Origin of the sequence: Jeotgalibacillus proteolyticus, assembly GCF_002926065.1 — a bacterium.
Classification (GTDB): domain Bacteria; phylum Bacillota; class Bacilli; order Bacillales; family Jeotgalibacillaceae; genus Jeotgalibacillus; species Jeotgalibacillus proteolyticus.
Map to the genome: position 1 here is coordinate 459,719 of NZ_PREZ01000005.1, position 13,482 is coordinate 473,200.

The 13,482-nt window shown below is 44.1% G+C and carries 16 protein-coding genes; 4 read left to right on the plus strand and 12 right to left on the minus strand.

Annotation, left to right across the window (positions count from 1 at the left end; genetic code table 11):
* Nucleotide 1: 1 nt before the first annotated feature.
* From C4B60_RS15285 to pxpB, 6 genes are all read right to left on the minus strand, one after another.
* The gene (locus C4B60_RS15285) at nucleotides 2-994 is read right to left on the minus strand and encodes an ABC transporter ATP-binding protein (RefSeq protein ID WP_104058883.1); all 993 of its coding nucleotides are present in this window, start codon (nucleotides 992-994) and stop codon (nucleotides 2-4) included.
* Between the two features lie 18 nt (nucleotides 995-1,012).
* A complete protein-coding gene (locus C4B60_RS15290; protein ID WP_104058884.1) occupies nucleotides 1,013-1,666 on the minus strand; it encodes an ABC transporter permease in 654 nt (217 codons plus the stop codon).
* A gap of 160 nt (nucleotides 1,667-1,826) precedes the next feature.
* Nucleotides 1,827-3,014: an NRAMP family divalent metal transporter gene (locus C4B60_RS15295; protein ID WP_104058956.1), complete on the minus strand. Its 1,188-nt coding sequence runs from the start codon at nucleotides 3,012-3,014 to the stop codon at nucleotides 1,827-1,829.
* Nucleotides 3,015-3,033: 19 nt separating this feature from the next.
* Nucleotides 3,034-3,801, minus strand: a complete 768-nt coding sequence (locus C4B60_RS15300; protein WP_104058885.1) for a 5-oxoprolinase subunit PxpA — start codon at nucleotides 3,799-3,801, stop codon at nucleotides 3,034-3,036.
* On the minus strand, nucleotides 3,788-4,813 hold the full coding sequence (locus tag C4B60_RS15305; RefSeq protein ID WP_104058886.1) for a 5-oxoprolinase subunit C family protein: 1,026 nt from the start codon (nucleotides 4,811-4,813) through the stop codon (nucleotides 3,788-3,790). The genes C4B60_RS15300 and C4B60_RS15305 overlap by 14 nt, the downstream gene beginning before the upstream one ends.
* Nucleotides 4,810-5,514 (minus strand): 5-oxoprolinase subunit PxpB, encoded by a 705-nt coding sequence (gene pxpB, locus C4B60_RS15310; RefSeq protein WP_104058887.1) that lies wholly within the window; start codon nucleotides 5,512-5,514, stop codon nucleotides 4,810-4,812. The genes C4B60_RS15305 and pxpB overlap by 4 nt, the downstream gene beginning before the upstream one ends.
* A gap of 182 nt (nucleotides 5,515-5,696) precedes the next feature.
* Here pxpB and C4B60_RS15315 point away from each other — a divergent pair, with 182 nt between their 5' ends.
* Nucleotides 5,697-6,155 carry a hypothetical protein gene (locus C4B60_RS15315; RefSeq protein WP_104058888.1) on the plus strand — a complete coding sequence of 153 codons (459 nt, stop codon included), beginning with the start codon at nucleotides 5,697-5,699 and terminating at the stop codon, nucleotides 6,153-6,155.
* Nucleotides 6,156-6,880: 725 nt separating this feature from the next.
* Here C4B60_RS15315 and C4B60_RS15320 read toward each other — a convergent pair.
* Nucleotides 6,881-7,444 (minus strand): VanZ family protein, encoded by a 564-nt coding sequence (locus C4B60_RS15320; protein WP_104058889.1) that lies wholly within the window; start codon nucleotides 7,442-7,444, stop codon nucleotides 6,881-6,883.
* 157 nt (nucleotides 7,445-7,601) lie between these two features.
* Between C4B60_RS15320 and C4B60_RS21875 the strand changes: the two genes are divergently transcribed.
* On the plus strand, nucleotides 7,602-7,736 hold the full coding sequence (locus C4B60_RS21875) for a hypothetical protein (RefSeq protein ID WP_280632277.1): 135 nt from the start codon (nucleotides 7,602-7,604) through the stop codon (nucleotides 7,734-7,736).
* A 47-nt stretch (nucleotides 7,737-7,783) separates the two neighbouring features.
* On the opposite strand, the gene C4B60_RS15325 is transcribed toward C4B60_RS21875, so the two are convergent.
* The 4 genes from C4B60_RS15325 to C4B60_RS15340 form a co-directional block, all read right to left on the minus strand.
* Nucleotides 7,784-8,560, minus strand: a complete 777-nt coding sequence (locus C4B60_RS15325; RefSeq protein WP_104058890.1) for a 3-hydroxybutyrate dehydrogenase — start codon at nucleotides 8,558-8,560, stop codon at nucleotides 7,784-7,786.
* 45 nt (nucleotides 8,561-8,605) lie between these two features.
* The gene (locus tag C4B60_RS15330; protein WP_104058891.1) at nucleotides 8,606-9,925 is read right to left on the minus strand and encodes a GntP family permease; all 1,320 of its coding nucleotides are present in this window, start codon (nucleotides 9,923-9,925) and stop codon (nucleotides 8,606-8,608) included.
* A gap of 70 nt (nucleotides 9,926-9,995) precedes the next feature.
* A complete protein-coding gene (locus C4B60_RS15335) occupies nucleotides 9,996-10,670 on the minus strand; it encodes a 3-oxoacid CoA-transferase subunit B (protein ID WP_104058892.1) in 675 nt (224 codons plus the stop codon).
* A 30-nt stretch (nucleotides 10,671-10,700) separates the two neighbouring features.
* A complete protein-coding gene (locus tag C4B60_RS15340) occupies nucleotides 10,701-11,387 on the minus strand; it encodes a CoA transferase subunit A (protein WP_104058893.1) in 687 nt (228 codons plus the stop codon).
* 165 nt (nucleotides 11,388-11,552) lie between these two features.
* On the opposite strand from C4B60_RS15340, the gene C4B60_RS15345 reads away from it, so the two are divergent.
* Together C4B60_RS15345 and C4B60_RS15350 are read left to right on the plus strand one after the other, a co-directional pair.
* Nucleotides 11,553-12,437, plus strand: coding sequence for a LysR family transcriptional regulator (locus C4B60_RS15345; protein WP_104058894.1), 885 nt, complete (start codon nucleotides 11,553-11,555; stop codon nucleotides 12,435-12,437).
* A gap of 89 nt (nucleotides 12,438-12,526) precedes the next feature.
* The gene (locus C4B60_RS15350; RefSeq protein WP_245154001.1) at nucleotides 12,527-13,072 is read left to right on the plus strand and encodes a hypothetical protein; all 546 of its coding nucleotides are present in this window, start codon (nucleotides 12,527-12,529) and stop codon (nucleotides 13,070-13,072) included.
* 43 nt (nucleotides 13,073-13,115) lie between these two features.
* On the opposite strand, the gene C4B60_RS15355 is transcribed toward C4B60_RS15350, so the two are convergent.
* Nucleotides 13,116-13,424 (minus strand): hypothetical protein, encoded by a 309-nt coding sequence (locus C4B60_RS15355; RefSeq protein WP_104058895.1) that lies wholly within the window; start codon nucleotides 13,422-13,424, stop codon nucleotides 13,116-13,118.
* Between the last annotated feature and the right edge of the window lie 58 nt (nucleotides 13,425-13,482).

Below are 13,482 nucleotides of genomic sequence, written 5' to 3' on the forward strand. Positions count from 1 at the left end.
ATCACCCTTCCTGGGATACGGACATTTTCCCTTTTATTTCAAAATGAAGATACTTTTGAACAAGATCGATGGTAATGGAGCCAATTTTCCCGCCCTCATCATTCGTTACAATAACCTGATCCGCTTCCTGGTTTAATAACATTGATAATGTGTTTCTAAGGTCCTGATGAACATTGATTGTTTTGGTATCCTGAATGGACTCATCCATTTGGGCTAACCCAATGACCTCCTCCAAATTTTTAACCGTATGCAGACTCAGACTTTTAATGGCCCGGTCCTTACCGAAAAATTGAGAGACAAATTCATTTTTAGGATGCATCATCATTTCTGAAGGAGTATCATATTGCATAATTTCCCCGTCACGCAAAAGCATAATTTTATCGGCCATCTTAATGGCTTCATCAATGTCATGACTTACAAACAAAATTGTCTTTTTTACTTCGCGCTGGATGGCTAAAAATTCGTCCTGGATTTTTTCCCGGATAATCGGATCAAGAGCGCCAAACGGCTCGTCCATCAGCATAACAGGCGGATCTGCTGCAAGTGCACGCACAACCCCTATTCGCTGCTGCTGTCCGCCGGAAAGCTCCTGCGGAAGCCGTTTGCCATAATCCTTTGCATCCAGGCCAATCAGCTTCATTAAATAATTGAAGCGTTCTTTCTTTTTCTTCTTGCTCCACCCAAGCAGATCCGGAACAATCATGACATTTTCTTCAATCGTCATATTTGGAAAAAGACCGTTGCTCTGAATGACGTAGCCAATCTTTCTTCTTAATTCAATGGCATCGAGATCCTTTGAATTATCATTATCGATAATGATTTCTCCTTCTGTAATGGATTCGAGTCTGTTTACCATTCGCAGAAGAGTCGTTTTGCCGCAGCCTGAAGGACCGAGCAAAACAACAATTTTCCCTTGATCAACCGTAAAATCAACGTTCTTGACGGCTGTACTGCTTCCGTTATATTGCTTCGTTACCTGATTGAACGTAATCATTTTTTCACCTCTTACAAGTTAGTTGGCAAGGCTTTTTGCTGTAAAACGCTTTTGGATCATCAAAAGGATGGCATCCGCAATGATTGCCAGTAATGCGACAGCGAGAGAACCCGAGATTATAAGATAGTTGTCTCCCCTGCTGATTCCCTGAGTAATAAGCACACCTAATCCGCCCGCTCCAATATAAGCAGCTATGACGCCTATACCTATATTAAGAACAACCGCTGTGCGAACTCCCGCCATGATAACCGGCATGGCATTTGGAATTTCAACCCGCAGCAAACGCTGATGTGTTTTCATTCCCATGCCAATTGCAGCATCACGCATTTCCGGATTCACATTTTTAATTGCTGTGTAGGTATTGCGAATGATGGGAAGCTGAGAATATAAAACCAGCGCCACAAATGCCGGCAGAAAACCAATTCCCTGATTGATTAATGAAAAGATAGGGATCATAACCCCAAACAGTGCAATACTTGGGATCGTGAGTGTGACAGAAGCTACTTGAAGTACTGTTCCTGCGAGGTATTCGTTTGTGGTGAGATAAATGCCAAGCGGCACACCGATTAATAGGGCTACAATGATGGCTAAAGAAACAAGGATGGCATGGTCAATCGTCAGCTCTAAAATACGGGGTGCATTAATTTCTAAAAATCGTACCCAATCCTCCAACCTATTTTCCTCCCTTCCAGATCGTTTCTATTCTATTTTGCGTCTAAAAAAAAAGAGTTATACAGACTTTACATCTGATAACTCTTCTTTAAGTATAGCATAGTTAACATAATCAGTAGAAAAAGCGTGTTTTTTGTCAAAATCCATCGAAAATCACCGCTTATGAGAATAGCTGTGGAATACCATTTATCAGCGTGTAGCCGCCCATATACGCCATCACAACCACGATAATGGCTCCGAATACCGTCATCCAAATAGGATGCTTATAGTCCCCGACAATTTTCGCCTTGTGGGCAGCAATCAGCATAACGCCAAGAGAAATTGGCAGAATCAAGCCATTCACTGAACCAACTAGAATTAAGATCATTACAGGCTGTCCGACAATAACAAAAACTGTGGTAGATATAACGATAAAGCTTACAATTAATAGCTTTTCATACTTTTGTAAAACAGGGCTGAAGGTCTTGATGAAGGAGACTGACGTATAAGCTGCTCCTACAACAGAGGTTACAGCCGCTGCCCACATCACGACACCAAATATTTTGTATCCGACATTTCCTGCAGCAAGCTGGAAGACAGAAGCAGGAGGATTAGACGGATCGATTTGAAGACCCTGAGCAACGATTCCAAATGTAGCAAGAAACAGGAAAATCCTCATGATGGAGGCAATCCCAATGGCAGAGATCGAGCTTTTTGTTACTTCACCTAAGTTTTCTCTACCCTTTAACCCGGCATCAAGCAATCTGTGACCGCCTGCAAAGGTGATATATCCTCCGACAGTACCGCCAACAAGCGTTACAATCGCAAGCAAATCAATGGTCTCAGGAATAAAGGTGCGTGTAATTGCCTCTCCAATCGGTGGTTGCGACTGGAACATTACAAAGATTGTCAGACCAATCATTAAAAATCCAAGGAGCTGGGTAAAACGGTCCATTAAGCGCCCCGCTTCTTTCACAAGGAAAATACCTACTGCGACAATTCCGCTGAATAATGCGCCCATTTCCGGTGAAACACCAAAAAGCACATTCGTTCCAAGTCCCGCTCCTCCGATATTTCCGATATTAAACGCAAGGCCTCCCATCACGATAAGGAAAGCTAATACATAACCGAGTCCCGGAAAAACATCATTCGCAATGTCCTGCGCCCTCTTTTCTGAGACGGCAATAATCCGCCAGATGTTCATCTGAGCTCCGATATCAATGATGATTGACACTAAAATAACAAAACCGAAGCTTGCGGCAAGTGTTTGGGTAAAGGTGGTCGTCTGCGTTAAAAATCCTGGACCAATTGCGGAGGTAGCCATTAAAAACGCTGCCCCCAGCAAAACACTGCGATTTGAATTTTTCATTTTCTCTTCCCCATTTCTTTTATCTTTCAACACCGATCGATAGCAGCTCAACACCTTCTGCCCGGAGTGTTTCATTAATTTTCTCAGCAAAGCTTAAGGCATGCGCCCCGTCTCCATGAATACACACTGTATCGGCCTGAATGCTGATATCCTTCCCTGTTACAGCTTGCACCTGCTTTTCTTTGATCATTCGTACAACCTGTGATACGGCCTGGCTATCATCTTCTATTAAGGCATTTGCCTCCTTTCTTGAAGTAAGCTCTCCTGTCACCTGATAAGTACGGTCAGAGAAAACCTCGCTAGCTGTCTTCAGCCCTCTTTTTTCTCCCGCCTTCACAAGCTCTCCCCCTGACAGACCGAATAACACAAGCTCAGGATCTACATCCCAAACAGCTTTTGCTATCGCTTCAGATAGCAAGGGGTCTCTTGCAGCCATATTGTATAAAGCTCCATGCGGCTTTACGTGCTGCATTTTAGCTCCTGATGCTTTAACAAATCCATAGAGTGCGCCAATTTGATAGACTACCAAGTCATATGCCTCTTCAGGGCTAATAGCTATATTCCGGCGACCAAAGCCAACAACATCATCAAAGCCTGGGTGCGCGCCGATTCCGACTCCCTTTTCCAATGCAAGATTAACGGTTTTTTTCATGGTCGAAGGGTCGCCCGCATGAAAACCGCAGGCAATATTAGCTGAGGTGACATAATCTAAAATGGCCGAATCATTCCCCATTTTATAAGCGCCAAAGCTTTCTCCCATATCACAATTAAGATCAACTCGCAGCATTCGTATCAACCCCTTCTTTTATTAATTTCTGATCAATGATCCATTTTAATTCGCGAATTTCCTGCTCACGCTGAAGAAACAGCTTTTGGGCATCCGCATGAGAGACCTCTATAAAGGTTAATGCCTCTCCCGGCTTTTTCTGAGCAAGGACAGGAAGATCAACCGAGGCAACCTGACCAATCTTCGGATAGCCGCCAATTGTCTGGCGATCAGCCAATAAAATGATCGGCTCTCCATTTGACGGAACCTGAATGGTCCCAAACGCTACTGCCTCTGAAAGCAAATCCTCTGTTACCTCTCTTTTAAGCGCAGGTCCATTTAACCGGTAGCCCATTCGGTCAGATTGAGGAGAAAGCTTATAGGTTTCCTTCCAAAAATCCATTTTACTTTCCTCCGAGAACTCATCGTATTGTCTGCCTTTCATTACTCTTATACTCTCAGGTTCATATAATTTTTTTAAATAGACAGATGAAATGGACCAGCTCGCAGTCAGGAGCTTATTTGTTCTTTTGGTAAGAGATTTGGCGATTCTTTTAGAGGCTGCTGTTAAGGGACGTGCTTTTATCACATCTTCTTTATCTAGCGCCCGCCCCTGATAGCCCCCAATACCGGCGCGCACATAGGTTGATTTGCTGGCCATAGCAGGCTCCACATCGAGCCCCCCGCCGATCGCAATGATCGCTCTGCACCCTGTTTTACTGAACTTCATATGTAAAGTGCTGCCTTTACTTATCCAGACCGGACGCCAAAGCGGCATCGGTTCGTCATCCAAAAGAGCAGAAAAGTCTGCACCGCACACAGCAATGAGTGCATCCTCCTCAAATTGAATGGTCGGTCCTGTCAGGGTTACCTCTATCCCCGCTTCCCCTTCTTCATTTCCTACGAGCACATTGGCAATCCGAAGAGCAAAAGGATCCATTACTCCATTTGTAATAACACCAAATTGCTGAAATCCATGCCTGCCTTCATCCTGGATGGTAGAGAGAAGACCTGGTTCTATTATTCGAATCATCTGGTTCTCTCCTGTCTTTGGGTAAATTCCTCCTCCGTAATCGCATAAAAACGGATTCGGTCGCCTGCCTTTAAAAGCGTTGGCTCTTCTTCATTTTGGGGTCTGAATAAAGCATCCGGTGTTTGCCCGATCAGCTGCCACCCTCCTGGCGTTTCAATCGGATAGACGCCTGTTTGCTTCCCGGCAATTCCAACAGAGCCAACAGGTATTTTCAATCTCGGCTTTGACTTTCTCGGTGTGGCAATCTTTTCATTTAAGCCGCCTATGTACGGGAAGCCCGGGGCAAATCCAAGCATATAGACAATGTACTCACCGCTCGTATGCAGTTCAATTACTTCTTCCGGGGTCAGTCCATTATGGCTTGCAACCTCTTCAAGATCCGGACCCTTCTTCCCTCCATATAAAACCGGAATGGAAACCTCACGAAAAGAGGCTTCAGCCATTGATCCCCCATCAAAAAGCAGCTTCTTGACCTCTGCTTCCACAAAGCTGTAAGGCAAAGATTGAATCTGTAATTTACGAATGTCATAGTGAATCGCAATGGAAGCAAACGCAGGAACTACTTCTACGGCCCATTCCCATTTCTCTTTCTCAATACGTCCTTTAACACCCTGAACCAGAGAATGGATTTCTTCATTTACTTCCTGGGGGAACTCAATCAATATCGCCTGGTCTCCCAAAGGGTGGAGTGAATAATTCATGCGTTTCGCCTCCTCGTTATACAGTTTTCTGAATATTTATCATGGATGCATTGTATCGTATTTATAAGAAATCGATCAAGCAGAGTTGCGATTAATGAACATTTCTCCACTCTATTTCAGAAAAAACTGAAACTTTTGACAGGTAAAAACGTTAATATTTAGTAAGGATAGGAGTGTTAAAAATGTTTTCCAAATGGTTTTACCTGCAGCTTTTAAATTTGCTGGTGATGGTTGGAGCTGTAATCTCCTTAAGCTATTACGCCGAACTACTGCAGGAGCTTTTTCAAACTAGCGTTTTAAATTTGCCAGGATCGACAATCAGTTTTCTTCTTTTTGTTACCTTCTTTACAGGTGGTATTTATCTTATAACCTTTTTTCAGGAAAGAAAAGCTGGGAGCTTTGTGTCCCGTTTTTCAGGGAAAAGAGCGCCTGTTATTCTTCTAGCCTTGATTGGCTTGGCAGCTGGTGTGATGGCGATTGTGTTTACGGGTATCAGCCTGCCGCTGAATGCCGGAATTGAGTCGAGGTGGGCGATTGATAGTTTGGCAGTGTTCTTTATTATTCTTTTTTGTTTGCTGACATTGAGTGTGCTGGTTCAATTTAAGGAGAAAGCATCATCTGAAGCAATGATCCACAAGTAAATATCCTTTTAGATAGCGTGTTGATTTACGCTGCAGGGGCATGCTTTCCGCGGGACGGGGCTTGAGCTAACTTGCTAACGCAAGTGGATCTCAAGCTCCCGTTTCATCCCGCAGGAGTCAGCCCCTTCCACTTCAATCAACTCGTTGAGTAATTTGTTTACATCATTGAAAATTAGAGTGCTAGAAGTAAATACCCTTTTAGATAGCGTGTTGATTTACGCTGCAGGGGCATGTTTTCCGCGGGACGGGGCTTGAGCTAACTTGCTAACGCAAGTGGATCTCAAGCTCCCGTTTCATCCCGCAGGAGTCAGCCCCTTCCACTTCAATCAACTCGTTGAGTAATTTGTTTACATCATTGAAAATTAGAGTGCTAGAAGTAAATACCCTTTTAGATAGCGTGTTGATTTACGCTGCAGGGGCATGTTTTCCGCGGGGCGGGGCTTGAGCTAACTTGCTAACGCAAGTGGATCTCAAGCTCCCGTTTCATCCCGCAGGAGTCAGCCCCTTCCACTTCAATCAACTCGTTGAAAATCTATTTGTCTCTTCGAAATTTAGGTGCTATGACATAAAAACCTTTTAATTAGGCTTGTTTATTTCGCCGTTCCTGCAGAAAGCGTCCCCCTGGAACGGAAATCAACGCATGCTAAAGGACATACCTTTCAGTAGTTCCCCCACTACACTCTGAAACGTAAAAAAGGCACTCCCTGGGAAGAAGTGCCCCTTTGTCAGGCTGCATCAGACTGCTTTTTTCTTTTTTTCTTCCGCTTTATCAGCCAGCAGACAACGAAGACAAGAAGTCCGCCCAGGGTGTTCATGATTAAGTCATCGGTGTTAAACCCGCGCATCCACACAAAACCAAAATAGGAAAGCACAAGCTGGGTGGTTTCGATCAAAAGACTTGTGCTAAATAGAAAAGCTGCTGCCTTCCACATCTTTTTAACCTCAAACAAATAAGCGAGGTAAAACCCAAGCGGCATCAGCATGAGAAAATTAAATAACGTTAAGCGTGCGTTATTGAAAAACGGATACCCGTCAAATTCATTATACGTGCTCCATTCCTGTATAAAATAAAAAGGCTGAAGCTGAATTCTCAATGGCGCATCGTTAAATGGCGGAAAAGCAAGACTGCCAAATGTTAATTGCGCTACAACGGCACAATAAACAATAAAGCTATAAAAAAATAGTCTTCCTGATTTGGGCTTCTTCTTTTTCGAAAGGGTATCCCTGATTACGATTATAAAAAAGACAAGGGCCCCTACTAAAAATACGGGAATGGTTGTTTGCACCATCTTCTGTCACTCTCCATCATCCATTGCATTACTGGTCTATTAGTCCATTGTAAAACATTTTGACTGAGAAGGTGAAAGAGAATCATTTAATGGTTTTCTTTACCTGTTTCGCATTGTCTATTTCGCAGCTGCTGATTATAACGGGAGGTGTTACTTCATGTTTACTCAAGCACTTGGCAAGATCATTTTATACATAGCTGGAAGCCTTATTCTCAGTTTGCTGCTTGGGCTAATCATGGTCCTCCTGATTGGCGGCAGTGCAATTGATATCCTCATGTCCTGGCTTACTTAACCATTAGCAAACAAAAAAACACAGCAGAATTCTGCTGTGTTTTTTGTTTACTGCGCGGTATAGCCGCCATCAAGCGCTACTGCCTGCCCAGTGACTCCCTTAGCTTTATCACTGGCTAAAAACAATGTGTAGTCAGCGATTTCCTGCACCGATAAGAGCCTTTTTTGAGGTACTAAAGGATAAATAACATCCTCAAGTACTGTTTCCAAGGAAACATTTCGTATTTGGGCTAAATCATCCAGCTGGTTCCGCACCAAAGGGGTATCAACGTAGCCTGGGCATAAAGCGTTTACTGTGATGCCATGCTCTGCTCCTTCAAGCGCCGCTACCTTTGTTAATCCAATGACACCGTGCTTGGCGCTGTTATACGCTGCCTTTCCGGCAAATCCAATCAGGCCATTAATGGAAGCCATATTGATGATCCTGCCATGCCCCTGACGTTTCATAATGGGAAATACATGCTTTATGGCCATAAATGGAGCGACCAGCATAATCCTTGTGAGAAGCTCAAATTTTTCTGTTGGAAATTCTTCTATGGGAGCCACATGCTGAAGGCCTGCGTTATTAATCAAAATGTCCAGACGTCCAAACTGTTCAATGGTTTGATCAATGGCCTGCTTTAGCTGAGCTTCATCTGTCACATCACATTTAAGTCCAATACAGTCAAATCCATCCCCCGATAATTTACCAGCAGCTTCTTTTACTGCTGTTTCGTTAATGTCAGTCAGTGCAACCCGGGCTCCTTCCCTGGCAAACTCCTGACCGACTTCAAACCCGATCCCGCTGGCTGCGCCTGTAATAAACACTACTTTATTTTCAACCATTTTATTCCTCCTGACCTTAAGACATAAGAGACAATTCTTTACCTATTAGATTCCCAATCCTATTGAAAATAAAGCTATCGCTATAATAAGACCGATCAATGGGACAATCACTGTCAAGGCACCCACTGGACCGTATGCATCTTTATGTGTTTCTCCGCAAATCCCGCGGATCGTTGTTACGACGTAGCCGTTATGAGGCAGTGAATCCAGCGCTCCTGAGGAAATAGATAACGTCCTGTGAAGAGCCTCTGTGTTAACACCCATATCAATATAATGCGGTGCAAGCAACGGCAGCGCGATGACCTGACCGCCTGATGATGACCCCGTTAATCCGGCAATGACACTAACCGCTATTGCTCCGCCAATAAGCGGGCTTCCCGGAATACTTGTCATAGCATCTACTGCTACACTAAAGGCCGGCACTTCTCTTGCCACGCCGCCAAATCCTACAACTGCCGCCGTGTTGCCAATCGCAATTAACGCGCCAACTGTCCCTTCTGATATTGCCTTTCCAAAATTAAGGAAGTACTTTCTGTTTAATAGATACGTAGTGATGATTCCGCCAAGCAACGCAATAATAAGTGCAGAGGTTAAAAGCGAATCATGGAAAATGAACGAAATGATAAGTACCACAAGAAGCGGAATAGCACCCATGAACGGGTTTGGCAGTGCACGCTCTGCTACTATCGGATCTGTATCCCGGGCCTGAAAACGTTCTCCCCTGCCTACTGCTTTATTAATCATACGCTTAAGCCACCAATAGCCAAATACCGCCATAAAAACAGCGACAATTAAACTGACTTCCCAGCCGGCCCATGGACTTGTTCCAAGGTATTCGATCGGAATCCAGTTCTGGATTTCAGGAGATCCGGCTGAGGTCATCGTAAAAGTAACCGAACCAAAAGCAAGTGCTGCAGGTATGAATCTTCTTGGAAGATCAGCTTGTTTAAATAAGCTGAGAGCCATTGGATAAACAGAGAATGCAACGACGAACAAGCTTACTCCCCCGTAGGTTAAAACAGCACAGGCAATTACAATGGCAAGAACGGCCTGCTTCAGCCCGAACTTTCCTACAAGCCATTTAGAAACGCTGTCTGCTGCTCCGCTGTCCTCCATCACTTTTCCAAAGATAGCGCCCAACAAGAACATCGGAAACCAGGACGTAATAAATCCAGAAAATCCGCTCATATAGTTCGATAAATAGTTTGATTCTCCTGCTTCCACAAGCTGAGGAAATAATGGCATTCCGCTAAAAAGTGCTACGATTAATGCACATAGCGGACCTGCCACGAGCAGGTTCATGCCCCTCATCGTTAAAACAATCAGTAAAGTAAGTCCCCCGACTAATCCAATCATGCTTAACATTTCTTTTCCCCCTTTGTCCACTTTTTAAATAAGCTCTCTTAAATCCCCCTGATTAATAAGAGCAGTTTGATTAAAATGCATTTACTTTAACGGAATCGCTGACGGTCAGGCGCGCTTCAGTGGATTGAATAATTTCTTCCACCGTCCAGCCCTCTGCTGTTTCTTTCAGCTCAAGGCCATCATCCGTTACCTCAATCACAGCCCGGTCGGTGATGATTTTGTCTACAACACCAGTGCCGGTTAATGGGAGCGTACAGCCCGTCAATATTTTAGGAGCCCCGTTTTTAGTTACATGCTCCATAATGACCACGGTTTTCTTTGCTCCATGGACAAGGTCCATCGCTCCGCCCATTCCTTTAATCATTTTCCCGGGAATCATCCAGTTGGCCAGGTTTCCATTTTCATCGACTTCCATGCCGCCAAGAATCGCGATATCGATATGCCCTCCCCGTATCATCGCAAAGGATTCCGCGCTGTCAAAAAAAGATGAGCCTTTTACAGCCGTTACGGTTTCTTTTCCTGCATTGATTAAATCCGGATCGACTTCCTCTTCCTTCGGGTAAGCCCCAATTCCAAGCAATCCATTTTCCGACTGCAGGACTACCTCTTTGTCTTCAGAAATGTGATTAGCAATGACAGTGGGCATGCCAATCCCTAAATTCACATAGAAACCGCTTTCAATTTCCCGTTCAGCGCGTTTAGCTATTTTTTCTCTAACTTCCATTCTGTCTAACGTAACAGCCATTATGTTCCCCTCCGTTCTATATTTTTCGTCTTAGCTGGTTGTAAGCCGCTCGATTCTTTTTTCCTGATCTCCCTGAATAAGTGCCTGAACGTAAATTCCCGGCGTGTGAACCTGATCCGGCTGGATCGTGCCTGTTTCCACAATGCTTTCAGCTTCTGCAATCGTAACGGCTCCTGCAGCCGCAATCATTGGATTGAAATTACGTGCTGTTTTGTTATATACAAGATTTCCAGCCTTATCTGCAACAGCTGCCCGTACCAGACTGAAATCAGCCTTTAACGCTTCCTCAAGCATATAGTCCTTGCCTGAAAATTCTCTGACTTCCTTTCCTTCTGCAAGCGGGGTACCCACTCCAGCAGGTGTGAAAAATGCCGGGATGCCCGCTCCTCCTGCCCGGATTTTTTCTGCCAATGTTCCCTGCGGTGTCAGCTCTACCTCAAGCTCTCCTGATAGAACCTGTCTTTCAAACTCTTTATTTTCCCCAACGTAGGATCCAATCATTTTTTTAATCTGTTTATTTTTCAGGAGCAATCCAAGACCCCAGTCGTCCACTCCGCAATTATTTGAAATGACGGTTAAATCCTTCGTTCCCGACCGCTCAAGTGCCAGCAATAGATTTTCAGGGATGCCAACAAGTCCAAAGCCGCCCACCATAATCGTTGAACCGTCTTTAATTTGATTGACTGCTTCATCAAAGGAAGTATAAATGGTTTTCATTTCCTCACTCCTGACCTATAAATGTAATCGCTTACTTTTTGTTGGTTAATTTGTGTCAATATTTTGACTTATTTACTTTTTACAGTGTACCTTTTCTTTTAAGATAGGTAAAATGAATAATAACTATAATACTTATAACTTTTAGTTATAGGAGGAGAATACAAAATGGACATTCGCCAATTGCTTTATTTTATAGAAGTCGCAAGACACAGAAGCTTTACAAAGGCTTCCCGCGCTCTTCATGTAACTCAGCCCACGTTAAGTAAAATGGTAAAGAGCTTTGAAGAAGAACTGGAGGTTACATTAATTGACCGTTCGGCAAGACAAATTGTTCTGACAGATGCAGGAGAAATTGTGCTTCAGCATGCACAAAATGTTGTCAATAGCTTAGAGGATTTATCCGCTTCTCTTTACGATGTGATGAATTTAAAGAAGGGAAAGATTAAAATTGGGCTTCCTCCGGTTATCAGTACGCTTTTTTTCCCGACCATCATTGCAGAATTTCAGAAAGAATATCCTGAGGTAACTGTGATACTGGCAGAGGATGGAGCAAAGAAGGTAGAGCAGAAGGTTCTGGATGGTGAAGTGGATTTAGGGTTTGTTTTGCTGCCGGTTAATGAAGATAAATTCGATGTCATTCCCTTTGTGGAACAGGAAATCAAATTGCTTGTTCATGAAGCCCACCTGCTCGCGCACCGGGAAGTCATCGATTTAATTGAGGTAAAGGATGATCCTTTCCTGCTGCTGAGCAAGGAATTTACATTAAATAGCAGAACAATTGAGGTATGTATTAGTGAGGGCTTTACACCAAAGATTGCATATGAAAGCTCGCAGTGGGATTTCATTGTGGGAATGGTGGAGAAAAACCTTGGGGTTACACTTATGCCTAAGTTAATTTGTGACAAGGTAAAAAGCGGCCCGGTTAAGATGATTTCACTCACACGGCCCTTCCCCTGGCATTTAGGCATGATTCTGGCTAAAAATAGATACGTTCCTTTTACATCAAAAGAGTTTATTTCTCTTGTGAAGTCGCTCCCGAAGGTTGAATAACTTCATCTAAACCGGGCTTTTGCACACACCTTTCGCCTCTTTGAAAATACACTATCCTTAGTTAGGCAGTCCAGAAGGGATGATGTGTTATGAGCGACTATTATTATGGTGACCATGAGTATGCTTATCCGTATTATTATGATGAAAGAATTTTGAGCCCGATTACCTGGTTCCCTCTTCCGGGAGGCAGTGGCGGGCAGCCGGGCGGTCCTGGGGGATTCCCTGGTAGCGGTGGACCTGGTTTTCCCGGAGGCGGAGGACAGCCAGGTGGTCCCGGCTTTCCCGGAGGAGGAGGCGGCCCCGGGTTCCCTGGAGGCGGAGGACAGCCAGGTGGTCCCGGCTTTCCCGGAGGTGGAGGCAACATAAGTGCTCCAACCGGCCCCCCGCCAGCACAAATTCCTCCTAAGCCCCTTTCAGCAGGAGGACCTCAGGCGTTCCTGGTAAATCCTAATGTTATCCGGCCATGCCTATTTAGGTTTACCTATGTCTGGTTACGAAATGGAGCACAATTTTGGTTTTATCCTATTGTATTGGGCCGTAACTCTGTCGGCGGTTTTTATTGGAACAATTGGAGCCGCAGATGGACGTATATTGGCCTGGATACAGCCAGTATTGAAGTGGTCAGCTGCTTTTAACGGTCATCAGATGAACAGCCATTCGTTAGAGCGGATGGCTGTTTTACTTTGCCGTCTTCGCATATTCACCGGTTCTTCTAACCTTTTGCAAATAAGAAACAATCGTGGTTTTAATAGAGGCATAAACTCCGACTGCTGCATTTCCGTAGAAAAACCCCATAAAGATCCCTGTTCCTAAATGCTCTTTATGACTGATAAAAATTGAAATAACCAGGCCGAGTATATTCGCTAAGGTAGGAAGATAAATTTTTTTAATTGGAAAAGCTACTTTAGCCAGCTGTATAACGATGACAATCACGGGTACCGCGATAATCGCGTCCCATATATTTGTTTGGATCGTTGGCAAGTCCATGATTTTCCCTCCTCTTACCCTTAGCTTCTCTTTTTCCTCCAATATGATTCAGCAATAC